The organism is Pseudoxanthomonas sp. z9, assembly GCF_006542425.1.
Taxonomy (GTDB): domain Bacteria; phylum Pseudomonadota; class Gammaproteobacteria; order Xanthomonadales; family Xanthomonadaceae; genus Pseudoxanthomonas_A.
The window spans coordinates 36,506-58,808 of the sequence record NZ_VFID01000011.1 but is presented as its reverse complement, the minus strand read 5'-3'; the positions used below and the strand labels follow the sequence as shown (position 1 = coordinate 58,808).

Here is a 22,303-nt window from a genome sequence, read left to right as displayed (position 1 = left end):
GCTTTCAACAGCCGAATGGCTGGTCAAGGGGGCTGTCCATGGCTCCCTTCGCATGAATTTTGCTTCCCCTTCTGCAAAGGGGGACCGAGGGGGATTTACGCTTCCCGCTGCGCGAGCAGTTGCGCGATCTGCTCCTGCAACGCGGCGACATCCGCTTCCAGCGTCTGCACCCGCGCTTCCAGATCCGACGTGTTCGACGACGACGCCGCCGGCAGGCGCGCGGCGATGGCGGCGACGTCCACCGGGCCGGACAGCAGGTGCATGTAGCGGTCCTCACGCTGTCCGGGGCCACGTGGAATCTGCACCACCAGCGCGGGCTGGCGCTGGGCGAGGCGGTCCAGGTGATGGCGCAGGTCGTCGGCGTCGGCGAATTTCGCCAGCCGCTCGCTGCGCGCGAGCAGTTCGTGGATGGTCTGCGGGCCGCGCAGCAGGAGCAGGCCAAGCAGCGCGACCTGCTGTTGCGGCAGGCTGAAATGCTGGCCGGTGCGGTGTTCGTAACGTTCGGCGCGGGAGGAGAACACCTGCCGCGCCAGTCCCTTCTGTTCCAGCGCGCGCAGGCCGCGGTTCACTTCGCCCGGCTCCAGGTTCAGCACCGGATCGCGGGCGGTCTTCTGGTTGGCCGCGGACTGGGCGGCGTTGACGGTCAGCGGATAGACATCCGGCGTGGTGGCCTCCTTCTCGATCAGGCAACCCAGCAGGCGCGCTTCGGTGGCATCGAGGGTCGGCGCGGACGGCGCGGCTTCGGAGGAAAAATCGGATTCGGTACTCATGCCGATCAGGATAACGCCCCGGCGTGGCAATCCCGCGCCGCCGGTGTCCGGACGCCCGGAAAAGCGGCTGAAACCGGGCTCGGCTAAAATCGCGCCACTCCTGTTCGATGGAACCGCGATGCGTCCTGCCCTGCTGACGGCCAGTGTCCTGGCCTCCCTCCTGACCCTGTCCGCGTGCAAGCGCACCGACGCGCCTGCGCCGGCCACGCCCGCCGAAGCGCCGAAGGCCGAAGCCGTCGCCGCGCCCGCGGCCGGTTTCCACGACAACCTCAACGCCGTGGCCTGGGTGCAGACCTCGGTGGAGTACAAGGCGCTGGCCGAGCAGAGCTACCGCGCCGCCGCCGATCACCTGGACGCGGCGCTGAAGGAAAAGCACTGGGATGCGCTGGTGCCGGACGAGCGCGGCAACGCGGCCACCGGCCTGAAGCCGGCGGTGGTGATGGACGTGGACGAGACCGTGCTGGACAACTCCCCCTACCAGGCGCGCCTGATCCGCGACGGCAAGGAGTACGACGAAGTCAGCTGGGACCAGTGGGTGGCCGAGAAGAAGGCCAAGCCGGTGCCGGGCGTGGTCGATTTCGCCAAGGCCGCCAATGCCAGGGGCGTGACCGTGCTGTACATCTCCAACCGCGCGGTGCATCTGAAGGAGGCCACCCTGGCCAACCTGCGCGCGGTCGGCCTGCCGGTCGCCGACGACAGCGTGTTCCTGGGCCTGGGCACGGTGGTGGAAGGCTGCGAGCAGAACGGTTCGGAGAAGAACTGCCGCCGCCGCCTGGCCGGGCAGAAGTACCGCGTGCTGATGCAGTTCGGCGACCAGATCGGCGACTTCGTGCAGGTCGAGGTCAACACCCCCGAAGGCCGGCAGAAGCTGTACGACGAATACGAGGACTGGTTCGGCGAACGCTGGTGGATGCTGCCCAACCCGACCTACGGTTCCTGGGAACCGGCGCTGTTCAACAACGACTGGGCGCGGCCGGCCGAAGCCCGCAGCCAGGCCAAGCGCGCCGCGCTGGACGTGGCCCGATGAGCGGGCGGCCGCTGCAACTCGGTCCCCGCGAGCGGCTGATCGTCGCGCTCGACGAGCCCACCGGCGACGAAGCGCTGGCCTGGGTGGATCGGCTGGGCGATGCGGTGCAGTTCTACAAGATCGGCATGGAGCTGCTGGCCTCGGGCGACTACTTCCGGGTGCTGGACGAACTGGCGCGGCGCGAGAAGAAGATCTTCGTCGACCTGAAGTTCTTCGACATCCCCGCCACCATCGCCGGCGTCATCAAGGGCCTGTCCCGCTGGCCGGTGAGCTACTGCACCCTCCACGGCTGGCACGCCGGAATGATGGAAGCCGCCGCCGCCGCACGCGACGGCGACCTGCGCCTGCTGGCGGTCACCGTGCTGACCTCGATGGATGGCAAGGATCTCAGAGCGATGGGCATCGACGGCGAACCTGCCGACATCGTCGTCCAACGTGCGCTCGCGGCGCAGGCCGCCGGCATCGACGGCGTGATCGCCTCGGGCCAGGAGGCCGGCGTCATCCGCGCCGCCACCGGTCCCGGTTTCGACATCGTCTGCCCCGGCATCCGCCCAGGCGGCCCGGTGGGCGATGACCAGAAGCGCACGGTGGGCGTGGCCGAGGCCTTCCGTCTGGGCGCGGACGCCATCGTGGTGGGCCGGCCGGTCCGCCAGGCCGCGGATCCGCGCGCGACGGCGGAGGCGATTCAGCGCGAGATCGCAGAATCACTCATATAAATCATTAAGTTACACGACATTTACTCAGGTATTGCTTTAAGTTTGGCCGGGCGCTAGGCTGTGCGCCATCCGGCTTCGGCCGGACATGTGCCACAACACATAGTCCTCCGGCTTCGGCCGGCTTCAGGAGGCGGGCGGTTCCCATCCGGGATCGCCGCCTCCTTTTTTATTGCCTAAAGCAAATCCCCCGTCACCTTCGGCGCCCGCCCCCTTTTTCGCTTTCAACAGCCGAATGGCTGGTCAAGGGGGCTATCCATACGGCCATCTTTCAGCGGCACTGGACCCGCTGTTGCCTCCCCCTTTTTGCAAAAGGGGATTGAGGGGGATTTGCTTTAGGCAAGGAAGGAAACAGGGACCGGCGTCCCTTGCCCCGATCGCGCCGGACCGGCCAAGATGCGGCCCGACTTGGGGAAGTCTGCCGAATGCCCATCGTTTCGAACCTGCGCCGCGCATTGCCTGTCCTGTCGTCGCTGCTGTTGCTGGCGACGCTGCTGACGGCCTGCAAGCGCGAGCCGGAAGAACTCGCCGGCGCGACCAGTGAACCGGCCGCGACCGTGCGTGAGCTGGTGGACCACCTGAGCCGCGACGATCTGGCCGGCTTTGCCCGCGCCGCAGTGCCGCCCGCGGACCATGCCGCGCTGGAAACCGCCTGGCGCGAGGACCGCAGCCGCTGGCCGCTGACCGAGTTGCCGCTGAGCCAGCAACTGGTGCCGATGCTGGCCACGTTCTCGGCGCCGGGTTCGGAACAGGCGCTGATGCGCGACTTCAACCGCCAGTTCGCCCGCCAGGACCGCGATCTGCGCGACGCCGCGCGCTCGCTGGGCCTGTTCGGCGCGCAGTACCTGAAGAAGGAAGGCGAGTACTCGCCGACCCAGCGCGTCCACTACACCCAGGTGGTCGAGGCGCTGAGCGCCTGGGCCCAGGACGCACCACTGGCCGACCCCGCGCTGGCCCGCAACACCATCAACCGGATGGCCGCCGCCGCCCGCAAAGCGGGCCTGTCCAGCGAAGCCGACCTGCGTGCCGCCGGCATGGACGGCAGCCTGCGCCGGCTGGCGCCGGTGCTCGCCGAGACCAAGGCGACCTTCACGCGCTACGGGCTGCCGCTGGAGACCACCCTGGCGGACCTGCGCACCGGCCTGGTCGAGCAGAAAGGCGACCGCGCCACCGTGCGCATCCACTATCCGCTGGGCAACCGCGAGATCGACAGCCAGGTCAGCCTGGAACGCCGTGATGGCCGCTGGTACCTGAGCGATTACCTCCGGGCGGCGGACAGGGCCCGTGCCACCGCCCCTTCCACCACGCCACCATCCGCGCCCGATACACCCGCCCCGGACGCGCCCGACGCGCCGCCCGCGCAAGCCGCCCGGGGCGTCTGAGACCGCCCGGCCGGGCCTGGAAGCCGCCTTCCCGGCGCCTGAATCCGCCGCTCCCCGGCACCGATCCGCGCTTTCCAGCCTGACAGGCCCGTGGGCCATAATGCCGCCGATGCCAGAACAGAACTCCCTGCCGTTCCCGGAAGCCCCCACCCCGCCGCCGTCGCCGGACAAGAAACCGGAGGCGCCGCGCGAGGAAAAGGCCGAATCCGTCCCCCAGCGCGCGCCGATGGTGGCCGCGACCGCGCGTCCCTCGCGGCGGCCACTGTGGGCCCGCCTGCTGGGTCGCCTGGCCGACCCCTGGCTGTCCCTGCGCATCGATCCGGAGTCACCGCGCGAAGTCGTCGACGGGCGCCCGATCTGCTACGTGCTGGAGGATTACGGCCTGTCCAACGCCCTGATCCTGGACCGGGCCTGCCGCGACGCCGGCCTGCCCTCGCCGCTGGAACCGCTGCCGGTCGGCGGCGACCCGCTGGGCCGCAAGCGCGCCTACGTGGCGCTGTCCCGGCGCAACGCCAGCACCCTGATTCCCGACCAGATCAGCGCCAAGACCCATTCCGGCTCGCTGGCCAAGCTGCTCGAGGCCCACCGCGCAAACCCGGATCTGGACGTGCAGCTGGTGCCGGTGTCGATCTTCGTCGGCCGCGCCCCGGACAAGCAGAGCGGCTGGTTCTCGGTGCTGTTCTCGGAAAACTGGGCCATCGTCGGCCGCTTCCGACGGCTGCTGGCGATCCTGCTCAACGGCCGCGGCACCATCGTCCGCTTCGCCGCGCCGGTGTCGCTGCGCGACACCGTGGCCGAGGGGCTGGACCCGGAACGCACGGTGCGCAAGCTCTCGCGGGTACTGCGCACGCACTTCCACCGCATCCGCGAAGCCATCATCGGACCGGACCTGTCGACCCGGCGCCTGCTGGTGGACCAGGTGCTGGCGGCCGAGCCGGTGCGCGAGGCGATCACCGAGCAGGCCCGGCGCGACAAGAGCAAGCCCGAGGACGCCTGGAAGAAGGCGCACGCCTACGCCTGGGAAATCGCCGCCGACTATTCCAACCCGGTGGTGCGCTCGGCCAGCTTCCTGCTCTCGCACGTGTGGAACCAGATCTACGACGGCGTGCTGGTCCACCACCTGGACAAGTTCAAGGAGGCCGCGCCCGGCCATGAAGTGGTCTACGTGCCCTGCCACCGCAGCCACATGGACTACCTGCTGCTGTCGTACCTGCTGTACGAACGCGGCATCGTGCCGCCGCACATCGCCGCCGGCATCAACCTCAACCTGCCGGTGGTCGGCACCATCCTGCGCAAGGGTGGCGCGTTCTTCATGCGCCGCAGTTTCCGCGGCAACCCGCTGTACTCGGCGGTGTTCACCGAATACGTCGCGCAGCTGGTCTCCGGCGGCTACTCGCTGGAGTACTTCATCGAGGGCGGGCGTTCGCGCACCGGCCGGCTGCTGCCGCCCAAGGGCGGCATGATCTCGATGACCGTGCGCGCGTTCCTGCGCCAGCCGCGCAAGCCGGTGCTGTTCCAGCCGGTCTACATCGGCTACGAGAAGCTGCTGGAAGGCAACAGCTACCTGGACGAACTCAGCGGACGCCCGAAGGAAAAGGAATCCATCTGGGTGCTGCTGTGGAACATCCCCAAGGTGCTCAAGCAGAACTACGGCCAGGTGGTGGTGAACTTCGGCGAACCGATTCCGTTGGGCGACGTGCTGGCCGAACACGCGCCGGAATGGGACGGCAAACCGGTCTCCGACGACGAGAAGCCGGCCTGGCTGTCCGACACCATCGACACCCTGGCCGAGCGCATCCAGGTCAACATCAACCGCGCCGCCGACGTGAACCCGATCAACCTGCTGGCGCTGGCGCTGCTGTCCACGCCCAAGCACGCGATGGGCGAAGTGGATCTGATCGCGCAGATCGAGCTGTCCAAGTCGGTGCTGGCGGACCTGCCGTATTCGGACCGGGTGACGGTGACCCCGCATTCGCCGGAGCGGATCATCGCCCACGGCGAGGAGATCGGCGTGCTCCGCCGCATCAAGCATCCGCTGGGCGACGTACTGAGCTTCGACAGCGACGACACCGCGGTGCTGATGAGCTACTACCGCAACAACGTGCTGCACCTGTTCACCGCCTCGTCGTGGATCGCCTGCTGCTTCCAGAACAACCGGCGGATGAGCCGGGCCGGCGTGCTGCGGCTGGGCCGCGGGCTGTATCCGTTCCTGCAGGAGGAGCTGTTCCTGCCGTGGAGCGAGGACGAGTTCGTCGAGCGCATGGATCGCACCGTCGACGTGTTCATCCGCGAGGGCCTGCTGCAGCAGGTCAACGAGGAGGATGGCGGCATCCTGGCGCGCAGCGCCGGCCAGACCGACGAGGTGTTCCGCCTGCGTGCGATCGGCCACTCGCTGCAGCAGGCGTTCGAGCGCTACTACATCGCGATCTCGGTGCTGGTGAAGAACGGCCCGGGCAAGCTGGGCACGGCCGAACTGGAGAGCCTGTGCCAACAGGCCGCGCAGCGCCTGAGCCTGCTGTACGCGCCGGCCGCGCCGGAATTCTTCGACAAGACCCTGTTCCGCAGCTTCATCCAGAAGATGCGCGAAATGAAGCTGGTGTGGCCGGACGAGAACAGCAAGCTGGTGTTCGACGAGCGGCTGGACGCGTGGGCCAAGGACGCCAAGGTGATCCTGGGCCGCGAGCTGCGCCACACCATCGAGCGGGTCAGCCCGGAAGCGGCCGCGCCGGAACCGCCTCCCGCGCCGGTGGAATAAGCGCGGTGACGTGATCGCGGCGCCCGCGGGCGCCGCGCATGTTTTCAGTTGACGTGGCCGAAGCTGCGGGTGAGCCAGGCCTTGGCCATGGCGCCGGCGGCCGGATCCTCCACCAGCGGACGCAGCGGCGATCCGCATTCACCCAGGTGCTGGGCATCGTCGATGACCAGCGCCATCCGCAGCAGTTCCGCACCGCCGGCCAGGATCGTCGGCGGCAGGTATTCGCGGAAGCCGTAGTGTTCGAACGCATCGATCAGGAACGGTTCGCAGGCCACCAGCCAGAAGCGGATGCCGTTGTCCTGCGCCCAGCGGTAGGTGCCTTCCATCAGCCGATCCACCACCGGCTTGGCGCGCTGGTCGGCCTGCACCGCGAAACGGGTGCCCACCGCGATGCTCTGCGGCGGCCAGGCGCGGGCGAAGCGATCGACCTGGAACAGGCTGCCATATTCGACCTGCACCGCCGGCGAGCCGAAGTCGTGCAGGCGCAGGGTCGCCACCGCCTGCGGCCCGACCTCGACCACGACCGTGGTGCCGCAGCCGTCCAGGCCGTCGGCGATGCGTTTGCCACGGCCGTCCGGCCGGCCGCGTTCCAGGAAGTACACCTCGCGGCGCAGGCGCTGGACATCACCCAGCGCTTCGCCGGGGGCGATGCGGCGGACCCGCAGCGGGGCCACGCCCGCGCCCGGATCGCGCGGCGGGGACAAGCTCCCGATGGGTTCTTTTTCCTGGTTCATGCGGCTCCCGGCCACGTCCTGCCCGCCCGAAATGGGCAACTGTTCACAGAAATGAAGCAAGCATCGGGCCAACTCCGCGCCGGCCCCGGATGTCCCGCGCGCAGGGGGCTGGACGGCGTTCCGGCGGGCCATGGCGCCATCGCCTCGCCGAGGGAGGTGACGCGACGCGTCAGCTTCGGGCCGGATGGGACGCCGGGGGCGACCGGCGACGGCGGTCGTCAGGCCGGCTCGTCCGGAATCAGCGCGCTTTCCAGCCGGGCGATGCAGTCCTTCAGCCAGAGCTTGCGCTTCTTCATGCGCTTGATGGCGATTTCGTCGTCTTCCAGGCTGGTGGCCACCCGCTGCGCGATCGCGTCGTCCAGCTCGCGATGCTCGCGCCGGAGCTCGGCGATGCGCTGGGCGATGTCGGCGGGGTTCTGGGTGTCCACGCTCCGAGCGTACACCGCCGGGGTTTCGTCGTCATCGCAATGCGGCCGGTACAATGGCCGTTCGCATGAACGCCATCCATCCCCTGCCCCAGGTCCTCGCCGATCCCGCGCCGCGTGGCGCGGATCCCCGCCGCCACGCCCGCGAACAGGGCAAGCTGGCCAAGCGCCTGCGCCGCCAGGTCGGCCAGGCCATCGCCGACTACGGGATGATCGAGGACGGCGACAAGGTCATGGTGTGCCTGTCCGGCGGCAAGGACAGCTATACGATGCTGGACATCCTGCTGCAGCTGCGGAAGAAGGCGCCGGTCGATTTCGAGCTGGTCGCCGTCAACCTGGACCAGAAGCAGCCCGGTTTTCCCGAACACATCCTGCCGGAGTACCTCGAATCGATCGGGGTGCCCTACCGGATCCTGGAGCAGGACACCTATTCGGTGGTGTCGCGGGTGGTGCCGGAAGGCAAGACGATGTGCTCCCTTTGCTCGCGCCTGCGCCGCGGCGCGCTGTACTCGCATGCCGAGGAGCAGGGCTTCACCAAGATCGCGCTGGGCCACCACCGCGACGACCTGGTAGCGACCTTCTTCCTCAACCTGTTCTTCCACGCCAAGCTGTCCGGCATGCCGCCCAAGCTGCTGTCCGACGACGGCAAGCACGTGGTGATCCGGCCGCTGGCCTACGTGCGCGAGTCGGACATCGAAACCTACGCCGAGGCGAAGGGATTTCCGATCATCCCGTGCAACCTGTGCGGCAGCCAGGAAAACCTGCAGCGCAAGCAGGTCAAGAAGATGATGGATGCCTGGGAACGCGAGTCTCCCGGCCGCATCGAGACCATCTCGCGCGCGCTCGGCGACATCCGGCCCTCGCAGCTCAGCGATCCGAAACTGTTCGACTTCCTTTCCCTCGGCCACCGCGAAGGCGCGCAGCAAGCCGACGCGCATGCGTGGCTGGCGGGCGATGAACGGGAATCGGGAATGGAGAATGGGGAATCGTAGAAGCCCTCTCCGCTGGTTTCCCCGCTATCCCGCTGTCCGCCGCCCGCTGTTCCGATTCCCCATTCCCTATTCCCCATTCCCGGTTTTTAAATGTTCTTCCGCAACCTGACGCTGTTCCGTTTCAATCCCTCGCTCGATTTCTCCCAGCTCGATGAACTGCTTCCCGAGGCCCGGCTCAAGCCGGTCGGCCCGCTGGAGCTGTCCTCGCGCGGCTTCATCTCGCCGTTCGGGCGAGGTGAGGAAGCGCTGTCGCACCGCATCCAGGATTCGATCTGGCTGAGCGTGGGCGGCGAGGACAAGATCCTGCCCGGCGCGGTGGTCAACGACCTGCTGGCGCGCAAGCTGGAGGAAATCGAGGAAAAGGAGGGCCGCAAGCCGAGCGGACGCACCCGCAAGCGGCTGAAGGACGACCTGCTGATGGAGCTGCTGCCGCGCGCCTTCGTCAAACCTTCGCGGACCGACGCGCTGCTGGATCTGGAGCACGGCTTCGTGGCGGTGGACAGTTCCTCGCGCAAGAGCGGCGAGAACACGGTGTCCGAAATCCGCCGCGCAATGGGCAGCTTCCCGGCCCTGCCGCTCAACGCCGAAGTGGCGCCGCGCGCGGTGATGACCGGCTGGATTGCCGGCGAACCGCTGCCCGAAGGCCTGAGCCTGGGCGAGGAGTGCGAGCTGAAGGACGCGATGGACGGCGGCGCGGTGGTCAAGTGCCAGCACCAGGAACTGCAGAGCGACGAAATCGCCAAGCATCTGGAAGCCGGCAAGCAGGTCACCAAGCTGGCCCTGACCCTGGATGACCACGTGTCCTTCGTTCTCGGCGAGGATCTGATCATCCGCAAGCTGAAATTCCTGGACGGCGTGGTGGATCAGCTGGAGAACACCGAACGCGAAGACCTGCGCGCCGAACTGGACGCCCGCTTCGCGCTGATGGCCGGCGAGGTGAAGCGCCTGTTCATCGTGCTGGAGAACGCGCTGAAGTTGAGCAAGGCGGAGGCTTGAGGAGCCTGGAATCGGGAATCGGGAATCGGGAATCGGGAATCGGGAATCGGGAATCGGGAATCGGGAATCGCAGGAGCCTCCGCTTTTGCCTCCCCCTTTGCAAAAGGGGGATTGAGGGGGATTGGGCTTTTGGCGCCAAGAGCAAATCCCCCGTCACCCGCTCCGCGGGTGCCCGCCCCCTTTTGCAAAGGGGGCTGCTGAAGCGTTCGTCCCCGTTTGCAAAGCGGACTTACTACTGAAGCATCTCGATTTCGCGAAAGCCTCCGCTTTCGCCTCCCCCTTTGCAAAAGGGGGACTGAGGGGGATTTGCTTTTGGCGCCAAAAAGCAAGCGCTTCTCAACAGCCGAATGACTGGTCAAGGGGGCTATCAGTGGAGCCGTGTCGCTGAGCCTGTGCTCGGTTCGCTGACGGCATCCCCCCTGCATACGCCCAGACAGCCAGCAGCCGGGTATTCCATGCGATGCTTTTGCCCATGCCCTTCCGGTTGCAACGCCTGATTGCCAAGACGCCCCGCAGCGTCGAGCGCGACGTCGTTTCGCTGGTGCTGGAAGACGGCCGCACGATCGAGGTGCAGCGGGTCCGTGACCCGCGTGCGCGCCGGCTTAAGCTGAGCGTGGACGAACGCGGCGCGCGGCTGACCCTGCCGATGCGCGCCAGCCTGGTCTCGGGCGAACGCTTCCTGCACGAACACCGCGCCTGGCTGCAGGCGCAACTCGCGCGCCAGCTCGGCGGCGGGGAATTGCCCTCGCTGGTGCCGTTCACCACCGCCACCCTGCCGCTGCGCGGCGAGGATGTGCCGGTGGACTGGCAGGAAGGGCGCTACGCGGCCATCCGGCACGAAGACGGACGCATCCGCATCCAGCTGCCGGCGCGGCTGGGCGACGCCGGACTGCGCCGGCACCTGCGCGCGTTCTACGAAACCGAGGCGCGCGCGGACATCAACCGCTGGCTGCCGCGCTACCTGGCGGCGCTGCCGCGCACGCCCTCGCCGATCCGGCTGAAGATGATGTCCTCGCTGTGGGGCTCGCTGAGCCCGGACGGTGCGATGACGCTGGATCTGTCGCTGGTCGTCGCCCGGCCTTCGGCGTTCGAATACGTCCTGGTCCACGAGCTGTGCCATCTCATCCACGCCAATCATTCGCGCGCGTTCTGGCGCGAAGTGGAGGTGCGGTTCCCGGCCTGGCGCGACGAGCGCGCCTACTTCCATGAGCATGGCCGCCGCCTCAAGGCCGGCCTGCGCGCACTGCTGGCCGGCTGAGGTTTCCGCTATCGTTCGATCCGGTGACGGACCGGCGTGGATGCCGGTTCCGGCGATCATCGATGACAAGGAGAAATGCGGAATGCGTGGAATGCTGTTGGTGTGCTGCGTGGCGCTGGCCCTGGCGGGCTGCAAGCAGTCGGCCGAGGAAACCCTGGCCGAGGCGGCGCTGGAAAAGGCGACCGGCCACAAGGTCGATCTCGACAAGGACGGTGAGTCGGTCACCATCAAGACCGAAGAGGGGGAAATGAAGATCAGCGGCGGCGACAACGCCCAGCTGCCCGCGAGCTTCCCCAAGGACGTCTACCTGCCGGCCAATTACGCGGTGGAAAGCGTGATGGAAGTGAACAAGACCCAGCTGATCGCGCTGAAGGCGCCGGGCGAGGTCGCCAAGCTGTACGCGGACGCGCGCACGGCGATGGAAAAGGAAGGCTGGAAGCAGACCATGGCGATGCAGGGCAGCGCCCATGACGGCCTGCTGGCGTACGAGAAGGAAGGCCGCAAGGCCACGGTCTCGTTCAACGGCGAAGGCGCGGGCGAGCCGGTCTCGATCGGCCTGCAGGTGCTGGCCGCGGAAACCGCCGCGCAGTAATCACTGCGACCGGATGGTTTCGGCCAGCGGCGATCCAGGAAAAGAAAAGCGGCCTTCCGGCCGCTTTTTTCTTTCCGCCCTCAGGCACCGGCCATCGTGAAGAAATCGCCGATCGCGCGCGCGACGCCGGCCGGATCCTCCATGTGCAGGTGATGGGTGCCGGGCATGACGATCAGTTCGCCGTCCGGCAGCAGGGCCGCGCGCTGGCTGCGCAGCGGTTCGGGGAAATAGGGCTGCGCCGGTTCGGCGAAGATCACCCGGGTCGGGCAACTTATGTCCGCGACCAGCGCGGCGATTTGTGCCTCGTCCAGGCGTTGCGGGGTCGGCAGGGTCAGGCGCTGATCGCTGCTCCAGACATGCCCGCCGTCCACCGCGCGGATGCCGCGCTCGACCAGCAGGCGCGCGTTGGCCTCGCTCAGCTGGTTGGCCTGCATGCGCGCGCGAATCGGCGTGGCGACGTCGGTGAACACCCGCAGGCGCTTGCCCGGCAACGCGCGCGCGGCGGTGATCGCCTCCTGCCAGCGCGCGGCGGTGCGATCCACGGTCTCGGACAGGCCGCCGAGGGCTTCGATCACCAGCAGCCGACGTACCCGTTGCGGCGATGACGCGGCCAGCAGGCTGGCGATGCCGGCGCCCATCGAGTGGCCGAGCAGGCAGAACTCGTCCCAGCCCAGCGCGTCGGCCAGATCCAGCACGGCGTTGACCGCCACCCCGCTGGTGTACTCGGCGCCTGGACCGATGTGCACGCTGTGGCCATGCCCGGGCAGATCCGGAATGACCAGTTCGACGCCGGACAGATGGGCCGACAGCGGCACGAAGCTGGCCGCGTTGTCGAGCCAGCCGTGCAGGGCCAGCACCCGCGTGCCGCCGGGTTCGCCGCCGCGCAGGCCACCGATCCGCCCCATCGCGATGTCGGCGGAAAACTCCTCCAGCCTCATGCCGGCTCCCCGGCCACCTGGCGGGCCAGTGCCGCCAGCGCGTCGGCGTGCGCCGGCGATGCGTTGAGGCAGGGGATGTAGCGCAGCTCGCCGCCGCGTTCGGCGAAACGCTGGACGAAACCGATCGCCACTTCCTCCAGGGTCTCCAGGCAGTCCACGGCGAAACCGGGGCAGACCACGTCGACCTTGCGCAGGCCGCGCGCGGCCATCGCGTCGAGGGTGGCGTCGGTGGCCGGCTCCAGCCAGCGCTCCTTGCCGAAGCGTGACTGGTAGGTCAGGGTCCATTCGCTCTCGCCCAGCCCGAGCGCGGCGGCAATCGCGCGGCAGCTGGCCTCGCAGCGCTGCGGGTAGGGATCGCCTTCGCGCGCCAACCGCTGCGGCAGGCCGTGGAACGAGAACAGCAGGTGCTCGCCGGTACCGTTGCGCGCGCGCCAGTCGCGGATCGAATCGGCGACCGCGCGCACCCAGCCGGGATCGACCGAGTAGTCATCGACCACGGTCAGATCGAAGTCCTTGGCCTCGCGCGCCAGCACGTCCTTGACCGATTCGGTGGTGGTGGTGGAGTACTGCGGATACAGCGGCAGCACGATCAGCCGGCGGATCCCGGCCCGGCGCAGTTCGCGCAGCCGCTCCGGCAAGGCCGGCCGGCCGTAGCGCATGGCATCGACCACCCGCCAGTGCGGCAGGCGTTGCTGGATCGCCTCGGCCAGGCGGCGGGTATGCACGGCCAGCGGCGAACCTTCCGGCAGCCAGATCTGGGCGTACTTGTGGGCCGCGCGCGGACCGCGCAGCGGCAGGATCAGGCCGTGCAGCAGCGGGTACCAGATCCAGCGGCTGAGCTGGACCACGCGGGGATCTTGCAAGAACTCGCCCAGATAACGCCGGACGGCAGGAGCCGTGGGCGCCTCGGGCGTGCCTAGATTGACCGCGATCAGCGCGGTATCGGGTGCGTCGGGCATCCGTCTATTGTGGCAGAGCGCACTCTTGCGAGCCGCTTCTCCTTATCAATGGCCTTGTTCGATCGGATCGATGGACGGCGGCCGAAGGCCGGAATCCTCAGCGCCGATTCATTCGACTCCACCTATTTTCAAGCGGTTGCAGTAAATTTCTGCGAATCCACCTTCGGAGCGCCCATGAAACGCCGCCATTCCCGCCTGCTGATGCTGCCGGCCGCGACCCTGCTGGCCACCGCCCTGTTCGCCGGCCAGGCCCTCGCCGGTCCCAAGGAGGACGAGCGCGCCACCAACGCGGTGCGCGTGCTGGATGAAATCCGCCGCATTCCCGAGGAAGGCATCCCCGACAAGTTGCTGGACGAGGGGCGCGCCATCGTCGTCATTCCCGATACCCTCAAGGCCGGCCTGGTGTTCGGCGGCCGTCGCGGCCATGGCCTGATGTCGGTCAAGAACCCGGACGGCACCTGGTCGCAGCCGGTGTTCGTCAAGCTGACCGGCGGCAGCATCGGCTTCCAGGCCGGCGTGCAGTCCTCGGACATCGTCCTGGTGTTCCGCAACGACCGCAATCTGGACAACATCGTCAACGGCAAGATCACCCTGGGCGCCGACGCGGGCGTGGCCGCCGGTCCGGTGGGCCGCAACGCCGCCGCCGCCACCGACGGCCAGCTCAAGGCCGAGATCTGGTCGTGGTCGCGTGCCCGCGGCCTGTTCGCCGGCGTCGCCCTGGACGGCGCGGTGTTGCAGATCGACGACGAGGCCAACACCGCCGTCTATGGCGGCGGCAGCACCCCGCGCGCCATCTTCGAGGGCCGCGCCGGCCATCCCTCCGGTGCCGTGGTCGGCTTCCGGGATCAGCTCGAGGAAGTGACCGCCGCCGCGCGCGCCGCGCGTGCCGGCAAGGCGGCGCCCGCACCGGCCGCGACCGTGACCACGGCGGCTCCCGCAGCGGCCGCGTCCGCCACACCGGCGGCCGAAACCGCCCCGCTGGGCCAGGCGCCGGCCGCCGCACCCGCCCAGTCCGGTTTCCAGCCCGTGGCCGAGGGTGAAGTGCGTACCGAACCGCTCAACGGCACGCCTTAAGAAAAGCGAAAACATCGCACCGCGCCCGGGATCTCCGGGCGTGCCTGCGCTATGCTGATCGCCTGAATTTCATTACTCAACGCACGAGAAGACCATGGGCGGTTTCAGCATCTGGCATTGGATCATCGTTCTGGTGGTCGTTCTGCTGATCTTCGGCACCAAGCGCTTGCGCAACGTCGGCCAGGATCTGGGCGAGGCGGTCAAGGGCTTCAAGAAGGGCATGCAGCAGGACGAGGACAAGCCGGTCGAACGGCTTGACGATCAGTCGCAGTCCCGCAACGCCGAATCCAGCGCGTCGAAAGAGCGCGACCGCGACGCCAACTGACCGCGCGGCCGGCCTGCCGCCATGTTCGATATCGGCTTCAGCGAACTGCTGATCATTGCCATCGTCGCGCTGGTCGTCCTGGGCCCGGAACGGCTGCCCAAGGCGGCGCGTTTCGCCGGCCTGTGGGTACGCCGCGCGCGCGCGCAATGGCATTCGGTGAAGGACGAATTCGAGCGCGAGCTGGCGGCCGAGGAGCTCAAGCGCAGCCTGCGCGACACGGAAGAGGCGCTGCGCGAGACCGAACGCAAGGTGCGCGAGGGCGCGGCGCAGACCGAACGCGAATTCGAGGACCTGCGCGCCTCGGTGGAAAGCACGCCGGCCCCCGCCCCGGGCGCCGAACCGGAACCCGCCCCGCCGGCCGACGACGCCGCGACCACGCCCCACGACGCCAGCGATGAACCACGACGCACCTGAGGATCAGGCCGAAAGCAGCCTGATGGGCCACCTGCTGGAACTGCGCACGCGATTGATGCGGGCGCTGCTCGGCGTGGTGATCGTGCTGGTGGCGCTGCTGCCGTTCGTGAAGACGCTGTACAGCAAGTTGGCCCTGCCGATGCTGAGCCAGCTGCCGGAAAGCCAGGCCGCGCAGATGATCGCCAACGATCCGACCTCCGGTTTCTTCGCGCCGATCAAGCTGGCGTTCTTCGCCGCCCTGTTCGCGACCGCGCCGTGGTTGCTGTACCAGGCCTGGGGTTTCGTCGCGCCGGGCCTCTACAAGCACGAAAAGCGCCTGGCGCTGCCGCTGCTGGTCTCGGCGATCACGCTGTTCTACGCCGGTTGCGCGTTCGCCTACTTCCTGGTGCTGCCGGGCGTCTTCCATGCGCTGATGATGTTCACTCCGGACATCGTCACCATCGCGCCGGATCCGGGCAAGTATCTCGACTTCGTGCTGGTGATCTTCCTAGCCTTCGGGGTCAGCTTCGAACTCCCGGTGGCGCTGGTGATCATGGCGGTGATGGGCTGGGTGACACCGCAGCAGTTGCGCCAGGGGCGAGGCTATGCGGTCGTCGGCATCTTCATCCTGGCCGCGGTGATCACACCGCCGGACGTGGTATCCCAGCTGATGCTGGCGATTCCGATGTGCCTGCTGTACGAAGCCGGCATCCTCGCGGCGCAATGGGTCGCACCCAAGTCCGACAGCGACGATTCGCGTACACCGCGCGACGCGTGATCCGCATTCATGCTGATCGCATCGCGTGATCGGCGACGTGAATTCCTCTCCACATTGCTGAAGCCGCGAGCCTGAACCGTTCGTTGCCGTGGCCCGGGTACGTTCATTCTCGCTTTGCCAGACTCGCCCGCGCTGATGCGAACGAGAAAGGAAGATCGATGAATCAACGCCTGAGTGCGGTCTGTCTGTTGAGCCTGCTGTCGGCCTGCCAGCCGGAACATCCCGTCGATATCGCCAACGCCACGCCCGCCACGCGCGCGGCCGCGACCACGCCGCCGCCTCCGCCTCCGCCGGTGTCCGATGCGCAGGCCTCGCGCATCGCCTTGCAGGCACAGTTCGTGGACGAAGCGCTGGGCGTGGCGATCCTGCCGTGGCCCGGTTTCACCCTGCGCCGCGACTTCCGCCGCAGCTATCTGGCCACCGGTGACTGGAAGGCGTTCGCCCAGGCCGACAGCCGCGGCAAGGCAGTGGCCGCGCTGGTGCTGGACGGCTCCAACGAGGTGACGGCGGCGGAACTGCGCGTGGGCGTCAGCGACGACGCGGACAGCGTGGCCCGCTGCCTGGAGGTTTCCGATTCGGCGCTGCCCACGCCACGCGACGAAGTCCGCATCGATGGCCAACCGTTCCGCCACTTCCGCGCCAGCGACGCGGCGATGAGCCACTACCTGACCGTGGACGCCTACCGCGCGGTGCGCCAGCAACGCTGCTACGCCATCGACCTGCTGGTGGTCGGCACCCGCCCGGAGGTCTACGACCCGCCGCGCACGCCGCCGTTCGAGGGGGCCGTCGCGCAGGCGCGCCTGCGCGAAGCGCTGGCGGCGATCCGCTTCGTGAAGTAGTCATCGCGTGGAACGCCCGCCACTGCAAGGTGTCGGGTTTCACAACAGCGTCGGCACCATATTTGGTGTTGACGCTCCCATATGCCCCCACTATCTTGTGGCCGTCGGTTCCTCCGGCCGCAAGCCAGGGGATGAAAAGGGAAGCCGGTCGAATGCCGGCGCTGCCCCGCAGCGGTAGGTGGAAACGAACCCGTCATTGGCACTGAGGCGCCTTGCCTTGGGAAGCGACGGGCTAGGAGGAAGCGAAGCTTCCGCGTCCACGAGTCCGAAGACCTGCCGACAGCCGCGCGTTGCACACCGCGCGGTGCCGGCCGCGGAATCTCCGGGGGGAGATGGCTGGTGAAGCAGGCCGGCCATCCGTTCCCACGGTCGCGGTCCCTGCGACGCCGCTTCCCCACCCTGATGCTTCATCCGGCCTTCCGCTGCCTGCGAGGGACAGGTCGCCGCGTGCATCACGCATGGAGGAAGCCCCGTGACCCCGACCGATACCGCCGTCGCCGCAACCGACGTCTCCCCGTCCCAGAAGGACGCATTCCTGTTGACCTCGCCGCCCACCGCCACCGCGATGAGCGTGACCAAGCGCAACGGCAGCCGCGAGCCGGTGGATCTGAACAAGATCGTCCGCGCGGTGCAGCGCAGCTGCGAGGGGCTGCACGCCATCGACCCGATGCGCGTGGCCACCCGCACCATCTCCGGCCTGTACGACGGCGCCAGCACGCGCGAACTGGACGAACTGTCCATCCGCACCGCCGCGCTGCTGACCGCCGAGGAACCCGAATACAGCCGGCTGGCCGCACGCCTGCTGGCCAGCTACATCGCCAAGGAAGTGACCGGGCAGGAAATCCACGCGTTCTCGCAGTCGGTGACGCGCGGCCACGAGGTCGGCCTGATCAACGATCGCCTGCTGAACTTCGTGCAGACCAACGCGCGCAAGCTCAACGACGCACTGGACGCCGCGCTGGACCTGCATTTCGACTACTTCGGCCTGCGCACCCTGTACGACCGCTACCTGCTGCGCCATCCGCACACCCGCAAGGTCATCGAGACCCCGCAACAGTTCTTCCTGCGCATCGCCTGCGCGCTCAGCGAGGACGTGTCCGAAGCGCTGGCGCTATACCGCCGGATGGGCAACCTGGACTACCTGCCCAGCTCGCCGACCCTGTTCAATTCCGGCACCACCCATGAGCAGTTGTCCTCGTGCTTCCTGCTGGATTCGCCGCAGGATTCGCTGGAATCGATCTACCAGAAGTACGGCGACATCGCCCAGTTGTCCAAGTTCAGCGGCGGCATCGGCGTCAGCTACACGCGGGTGCGCTCGCGCGGTTCGCTGATCAAGTCCACCAACGGCCATTCCAACGGCATCGTGCCGTGGCTGAAGACGCTGGACTCCTCGGTCGCGGCGGTCAACCAGGGCGGCAAGCGCAAGGGCGCGGCCTGCGTGTACCTGGAAACCTGGCACGCCGACGTCGAGGATTTCCTGGAACTGCGCGACAACACCGGCGACGAATCGCGCCGTACCCACAACCTCAACCTGGCCAACTGGGTGCCGGATCTGTTCATGAAGCGGGTGGAGGCCGACCAGGAGTGGTCGCTGTTCGATCCGCGGGTCGTGCCGGAACTGACTGATCTGTACGGCGAGGCCTTCGAGCAGGCCTACCTGCAGGCCGAGACCCAGGGCAGGGCCGCCAAGGCGGTGCCGGCGCGCAAGCTGTACGCGCGGATGATGCGCACGCTGGCCGAGACCGGCAACGGCTGGATGACCTTCAAGGACAAGTGCAACCGCGCCAGCAACCAGACCCTGCGCGCGAACAACGTCATCCACCTGTCCAACCTGTGCACCGAGATCCTGGAGATCACCTCGGCCGAGGAGACCGCGGTCTGCAACCTGGGCTCGATCAACCTCGCCCGCCATTTCGACGAGTACGGCGACTTCGATTTCGAACGCCTGGCCGAAACCGTGCGGCTGGCGGTGCGCCAGCTGGATCGGGTGATCGATCTGAACTTCTACCCGATCGAATCGGCGCGCCGCGGCAACCTGCGCTGGCGCCCGGTCGGCCTGGGCTGCATGGGCCTGCAGGACGTGTTCTTCCGCAAGCGGCTGGCGTTCGACAGCACCGAGGCGCGCGCGCTGTCGCAGAAGATCGCCGAGACCATCTATTTCCACGCGCTGGAAACCTCGTGCGAGCTGGCCGAGGAACGCGGCCGCCATCCGTCCTTCGCCGACACCCGCGCGGCCTCCGGTGAACTGCAGTTCGACGCCTGGAACGTGGCGCCGCAGGACGGCGCGCGCTGGGACGCGCTGCGCGCGCGTATCCGCGAGCATGGCCTGCGCAACTCGCTGCTGATCGCCATCGCCCCGACCGCGACCATCGCCTCGATCGCCGGCTGCTACGAATGCGTGGAACCGCAGATCTCCAACCTGTTCAAGCGCGAGACCCTGTCCGGCGACTTCCTGCAGGTCAACCGCTACCTGGTGGCCGAACTGAAGCAGCTGGGCCTGTGGACCCCGGAGATGCGCGACGCGATCAAGCTGGCGGAGGGTTCGATCCAGGGCATCGTCCAGATTCCGGAACCGCTGCGGCAGATCTATCGCACCGCATGGGAGCTGCCGATGCGATCGCTGATCGACATGGCCGCCGAGCGCGGCGCCTATATCGACCAGTCGGCCTCGCTCAACCTGTTCATGGAAAGCCCGAACATCGGCGCACTGTCGTCCATGTACATGTACGCGTGGAAACAGGGCATCAAGACCACGTACTACCTGCGCTCGCGCCCGGCCACCCGCATCGCCAAGACCACGGTCAGCAGCGTGGGCAGCGAGGCGCCGAAGCCGGCCTACACGGCGGTGGACGCGGTGTCGTGCTCGCTGGAGAACCCGGAAGCCTGCGAGGCGTGCCAGTAAGCATTTCCCCATGTCGGTGCTGCCGACGGATTACGGAACAGGGAGGTTCCGGCGCACGGATGCGCCAATTCCCCATTGAAAAGTCCCCTCTCCCGCTCGTGGGGGAGGGTCAGGGTGGGGGCAAGGCCGAAGCCATTGAAGACAAACCGCCGGAATGCCCACCGGAGACTCGTTTAACTTCATCACGCTTTTTTTCGCAGACGGACAGGCCTCCACTTCGTTCGCCCCCATCCCAACCTTCCCCCGCCAGCGGGGGAAGGGGCAGAAATCCGCGAACGGGTGCCGCCCGGCCCGTTTGCCCCCATCCCAGCCTTCCCCCGCAGGCGGGGGAAGGGGCGGAAATTCGCGAACGGATGCAGTCCGGACCGTTTGCCCCATCCCAACCTTTCCCCGCCAGCGGGGGAAGGGGCAGAAATCCGCGAACGGGTGCAGTCCGGACCGTTTGCCCCATCCCAACCTTTCCCCGCCAGCGGGGGAAGGGGCAGAAATCCGCGAACGGATGCAGTCCGGACCGTTTGCCCCATCCCAACCTTTCCCCGCCAGCGGGGGAAGGGGCAGAAATCCGCGAACGGGTGCAGTCCGGACCGTTTGCCCCATCCCAACCTTTCCCCGCCAGCGGGGGAAGGGGCAGAAATCCGCGAACGGGTGCAGCCCGGCCCGTTTGCCCCCATCCCAGCCTTCCCCCGCAGGCGGGGGAAGGAGCAGAAATCCGCGAACGGGTGCCGCCTGGCCCGTTTGCCCCATCCCGACCTTCCTCCGCTTGCGGGGGAAGGAGCTAAAACAGGAAGAACACGACATGTCCGCCCAACCCCGCCAGATGTTGCTTGACCCCGGCTTCGAACTGACCTTGCGCCCGATGCGCTACCCGCAGTTCTACGAGATGTACCGCGATGCGATCAAGAACACCTGGACGGTCGAGGAAATCAATTTCCAGATCGACATCAGCGATCTGCACGACAAGATGAACCCGGCCGATCGCCACCTGATCCACCGGCTGGTCGCGTTCTTCGCCACCGGCGATTCGATCGTGTCCAACAACCTGGTGCTCAACCTCTACCAGCACCTCAACGCGCCGGAAGCGCGCATGTACCTGTCGCGCCAGCTGTACGAGGAGGCGCTGCACGTGCAGTTCTACCTGACCCTGCTGGACAACTACCTGCCGGACCCGGCCGAACGGGTCAAGGCGTTCGCGGCGGTGGAGAACATCCCCTCCATCCGCAAGAAGGCCGAGTTCTGCTTCAAGTGGATCGACTCGATCCAGGACCTGCGCCGGATCGAGACCCGCGATCAGCGCCGCCAGTTCCTGCTCAACCAGATCTGCTTCGCCGCCTGCATCGAAGGCCTGTTCTTCTTCGCCGCCTTCGCCTACGTGTACTACTTCCGCTCGCGCGGCCTGCTGCCGGGCCTGGCCTCGGGCACCAACTGGGTGTTCCGCGACGAGAGCTGCCACATGGAGTTCGCGTTCGAGTCGGTGCGGACGGTGCGCGAGGAAGAGCCCGACCTGTTCGACGACACCATGCGCCAGCAGGTCTACGACATGCTGGCCGAGGCCATCGAGTGCGAGGTGCAGTTCGCCGAGGACGTGCTGTCCGGTGGCGTGGCCGGCATCTCCACCCGCGACATGCGCCAGTATCTGCAGCATTGCGCCGACCAGCACTTCGTCAAGCTGGGCATGGAGAAGAAGTACAACGTGCGCAACCCGCTGCCGTTCATGGAACTGCAGGACGTGCAGGAGCTGACCAACTTCTTCGAACGCCGCGTCTCGGCCTACCAGGTTGGCGTGCAGGGCGAAGTCGGTTTCGACCACGCGTTCTGATTGTTCCCCGTAAACCACCTTGTGGGAGCGACGTCGGTCGCGATGTTCTTCGGCCGGATCAGGAGCTTTCGCGACTGACGTCGCTCCCACAGGGATTCATTCCGGAATCCATTTCCTGCGCTAGGATGCGCCCGGGAGGCACTGGCACCACGGAGCACCGCATGTCCGAACATTCCCTGTCCGATCCGCGCCCGACCGAGGCGCGCCTGCTGCACATGGTCTTCCCGGACCACACCAACCACCTGGGCACGCTGTTCGGCGGCCAGGCACTGGCGTGGATGGACATGTCCGCCTTCATCGCCGCCTCGCGCTACGCGCGCACCACCGTAGTCACCGCGCGCTCGGAGCAGGTGGATTTCAACCAGCCGATCCACAAGGGCGATCTGGTCGAGGTCATCGCCCGCATCGTCAAGGTCGGGCGCAGTTCGATGAACGTCGATGTCGAGGTCATCACCGAGGATCTGCTGAGCGGCGAGCGCAAGCTGTGCACGCGCGGCCACTTCGTGATGATCGCGCTGGATCCGCTAGGCCGGCCTACCCAGGCTCCGCCGCTGCCGCCGCCGGTCGTGCAGGACTGAGGCCCGTCCCCATCCGCGGAGCGCGGACGCCGTGGCGCGCGCATGCGTCGCGCCACG

21 protein-coding genes and 1 riboswitch are annotated in these 22,303 nt (G+C 67.7%); of the genes, 16 read left to right on the top strand and 5 right to left on the bottom strand.

Annotated elements, in window-relative coordinates:
• Window positions 1-95: 95 nt before the first annotated feature.
• Window positions 96-770, bottom strand: coding sequence for a DUF480 domain-containing protein (locus FG323_RS12480; protein WP_141455010.1), 675 nt, complete (start codon window positions 768-770; stop codon window positions 96-98).
• Window positions 771-888: 118 nt separating this feature from the next.
• Here FG323_RS12480 and FG323_RS12475 point away from each other — a divergent pair, with 118 nt between their 5' ends.
• The 4 genes from FG323_RS12475 to plsB all read left to right on the top strand — a co-directional run bounded on the left by FG323_RS12475 (window position 889) and on the right by plsB (window position 6,647).
• Entirely contained in the window at window positions 889-1,797 is a 909-nt protein-coding gene (locus FG323_RS12475; RefSeq protein ID WP_141455287.1) for a 5'-nucleotidase, lipoprotein e(P4) family, read from the top strand.
• Complete coding sequence (gene pyrF, locus FG323_RS12470; RefSeq protein WP_141455009.1) at window positions 1,794-2,513, top strand: orotidine-5'-phosphate decarboxylase; 720 nt, start codon at window positions 1,794-1,796, stop codon at window positions 2,511-2,513. The genes FG323_RS12475 and pyrF overlap by 4 nt, the downstream gene beginning before the upstream one ends.
• Window positions 2,514-2,935: 422 nt before the next feature.
• A complete protein-coding gene (locus FG323_RS12465; protein ID WP_141455008.1) occupies window positions 2,936-3,892 on the top strand; it encodes a hypothetical protein in 957 nt (318 codons plus the stop codon).
• A 100-nt stretch (window positions 3,893-3,992) separates the two neighbouring features.
• Window positions 3,993-6,647 (top strand): glycerol-3-phosphate 1-O-acyltransferase PlsB, encoded by a 2,655-nt coding sequence (gene plsB, locus FG323_RS12460; protein WP_141455007.1) that lies wholly within the window; start codon window positions 3,993-3,995, stop codon window positions 6,645-6,647.
• A 44-nt stretch (window positions 6,648-6,691) separates the two neighbouring features.
• On the opposite strand, the gene FG323_RS12455 is transcribed toward plsB, so the two are convergent.
• Both FG323_RS12455 and FG323_RS12450 read right to left on the bottom strand, forming a co-directional pair.
• On the bottom strand, window positions 6,692-7,381 hold the full coding sequence (locus tag FG323_RS12455) for a hypothetical protein (RefSeq protein WP_141455006.1): 690 nt from the start codon (window positions 7,379-7,381) through the stop codon (window positions 6,692-6,694).
• Window positions 7,382-7,599: 218 nt separating this feature from the next.
• Window positions 7,600-7,809 carry a YdcH family protein gene (locus FG323_RS12450; protein ID WP_141455285.1) on the bottom strand — a complete coding sequence of 70 codons (210 nt, stop codon included), beginning with the start codon at window positions 7,807-7,809 and terminating at the stop codon, window positions 7,600-7,602.
• A 65-nt stretch (window positions 7,810-7,874) separates the two neighbouring features.
• On the opposite strand from FG323_RS12450, the gene ttcA reads away from it, so the two are divergent.
• From ttcA to FG323_RS12425, 4 genes are all read left to right on the top strand, one after another.
• Window positions 7,875-8,798 (top strand): tRNA 2-thiocytidine(32) synthetase TtcA, encoded by a 924-nt coding sequence (gene ttcA / locus FG323_RS12445; RefSeq protein ID WP_141455005.1) that lies wholly within the window; start codon window positions 7,875-7,877, stop codon window positions 8,796-8,798.
• A 90-nt stretch (window positions 8,799-8,888) separates the two neighbouring features.
• Window positions 8,889-9,794, top strand: coding sequence for a recombination-associated protein RdgC (locus FG323_RS12440; RefSeq protein ID WP_141455004.1), 906 nt, complete (start codon window positions 8,889-8,891; stop codon window positions 9,792-9,794).
• Between the two features lie 472 nt (window positions 9,795-10,266).
• Window positions 10,267-11,052, top strand: a complete 786-nt coding sequence (locus FG323_RS12430) for a SprT family zinc-dependent metalloprotease (protein WP_141455002.1) — start codon at window positions 10,267-10,269, stop codon at window positions 11,050-11,052.
• An 82-nt stretch (window positions 11,053-11,134) separates the two neighbouring features.
• Complete coding sequence (locus FG323_RS12425; RefSeq protein WP_141455001.1) at window positions 11,135-11,644, top strand: hypothetical protein; 510 nt, start codon at window positions 11,135-11,137, stop codon at window positions 11,642-11,644.
• An 80-nt stretch (window positions 11,645-11,724) separates the two neighbouring features.
• On the opposite strand, the gene FG323_RS12420 is transcribed toward FG323_RS12425, so the two are convergent.
• The gene (locus FG323_RS12420) at window positions 11,725-12,582 is read right to left on the bottom strand and encodes an alpha/beta hydrolase (RefSeq protein ID WP_141455000.1); all 858 of its coding nucleotides are present in this window, start codon (window positions 12,580-12,582) and stop codon (window positions 11,725-11,727) included.
• On the bottom strand, window positions 12,579-13,541 hold the full coding sequence (hemH, locus tag FG323_RS12415) for a ferrochelatase (protein WP_141454999.1): 963 nt from the start codon (window positions 13,539-13,541) through the stop codon (window positions 12,579-12,581). Before hemH ends, FG323_RS12420 begins: the two co-directional genes overlap by 4 nt.
• A 174-nt stretch (window positions 13,542-13,715) precedes the next feature.
• Between hemH and FG323_RS12410 the strand changes: the two genes are divergently transcribed.
• The 8 genes from FG323_RS12410 to FG323_RS12375 all read left to right on the top strand — a co-directional run bounded on the left by FG323_RS12410 (window position 13,716) and on the right by FG323_RS12375 (window position 22,246).
• Window positions 13,716-14,615 carry a lipid-binding SYLF domain-containing protein gene (locus FG323_RS12410; RefSeq protein ID WP_141454998.1) on the top strand — a complete coding sequence of 300 codons (900 nt, stop codon included), beginning with the start codon at window positions 13,716-13,718 and terminating at the stop codon, window positions 14,613-14,615.
• A gap of 94 nt (window positions 14,616-14,709) precedes the next feature.
• The gene (gene tatA, locus FG323_RS12405) at window positions 14,710-14,940 is read left to right on the top strand and encodes a Sec-independent protein translocase subunit TatA (RefSeq protein WP_141454997.1); all 231 of its coding nucleotides are present in this window, start codon (window positions 14,710-14,712) and stop codon (window positions 14,938-14,940) included.
• A 21-nt stretch (window positions 14,941-14,961) separates the two neighbouring features.
• Window positions 14,962-15,354 (top strand): Sec-independent protein translocase protein TatB, encoded by a 393-nt coding sequence (tatB, locus tag FG323_RS12400; RefSeq protein WP_141454996.1) that lies wholly within the window; start codon window positions 14,962-14,964, stop codon window positions 15,352-15,354.
• Window positions 15,335-16,111 (top strand): twin-arginine translocase subunit TatC, encoded by a 777-nt coding sequence (tatC, locus tag FG323_RS12395; protein WP_141454995.1) that lies wholly within the window; start codon window positions 15,335-15,337, stop codon window positions 16,109-16,111. Before tatB ends, tatC begins: the two co-directional genes overlap by 20 nt.
• 158 nt (window positions 16,112-16,269) lie before the next feature.
• Window positions 16,270-16,950 (top strand): hypothetical protein, encoded by a 681-nt coding sequence (locus tag FG323_RS12390; protein ID WP_141454994.1) that lies wholly within the window; start codon window positions 16,270-16,272, stop codon window positions 16,948-16,950.
• Window positions 16,951-17,038: 88 nt separating this feature from the next.
• Window positions 17,039-17,246: riboswitch (cobalamin riboswitch) on the top strand.
• 269 nt (window positions 17,247-17,515) lie between these two features.
• A complete protein-coding gene (locus FG323_RS12385; RefSeq protein WP_141455284.1) occupies window positions 17,516-19,852 on the top strand; it encodes a ribonucleoside-diphosphate reductase subunit alpha in 2,337 nt (778 codons plus the stop codon).
• A gap of 796 nt (window positions 19,853-20,648) precedes the next feature.
• Window positions 20,649-21,668: a ribonucleotide-diphosphate reductase subunit beta gene (locus FG323_RS12380; protein ID WP_141454993.1), complete on the top strand. Its 1,020-nt coding sequence runs from the start codon at window positions 20,649-20,651 to the stop codon at window positions 21,666-21,668.
• A 161-nt stretch (window positions 21,669-21,829) separates the two neighbouring features.
• The gene (locus FG323_RS12375; RefSeq protein ID WP_141454992.1) at window positions 21,830-22,246 is read left to right on the top strand and encodes an acyl-CoA thioesterase; all 417 of its coding nucleotides are present in this window, start codon (window positions 21,830-21,832) and stop codon (window positions 22,244-22,246) included.
• Window positions 22,247-22,303: the final 57 nt, after the last annotated feature.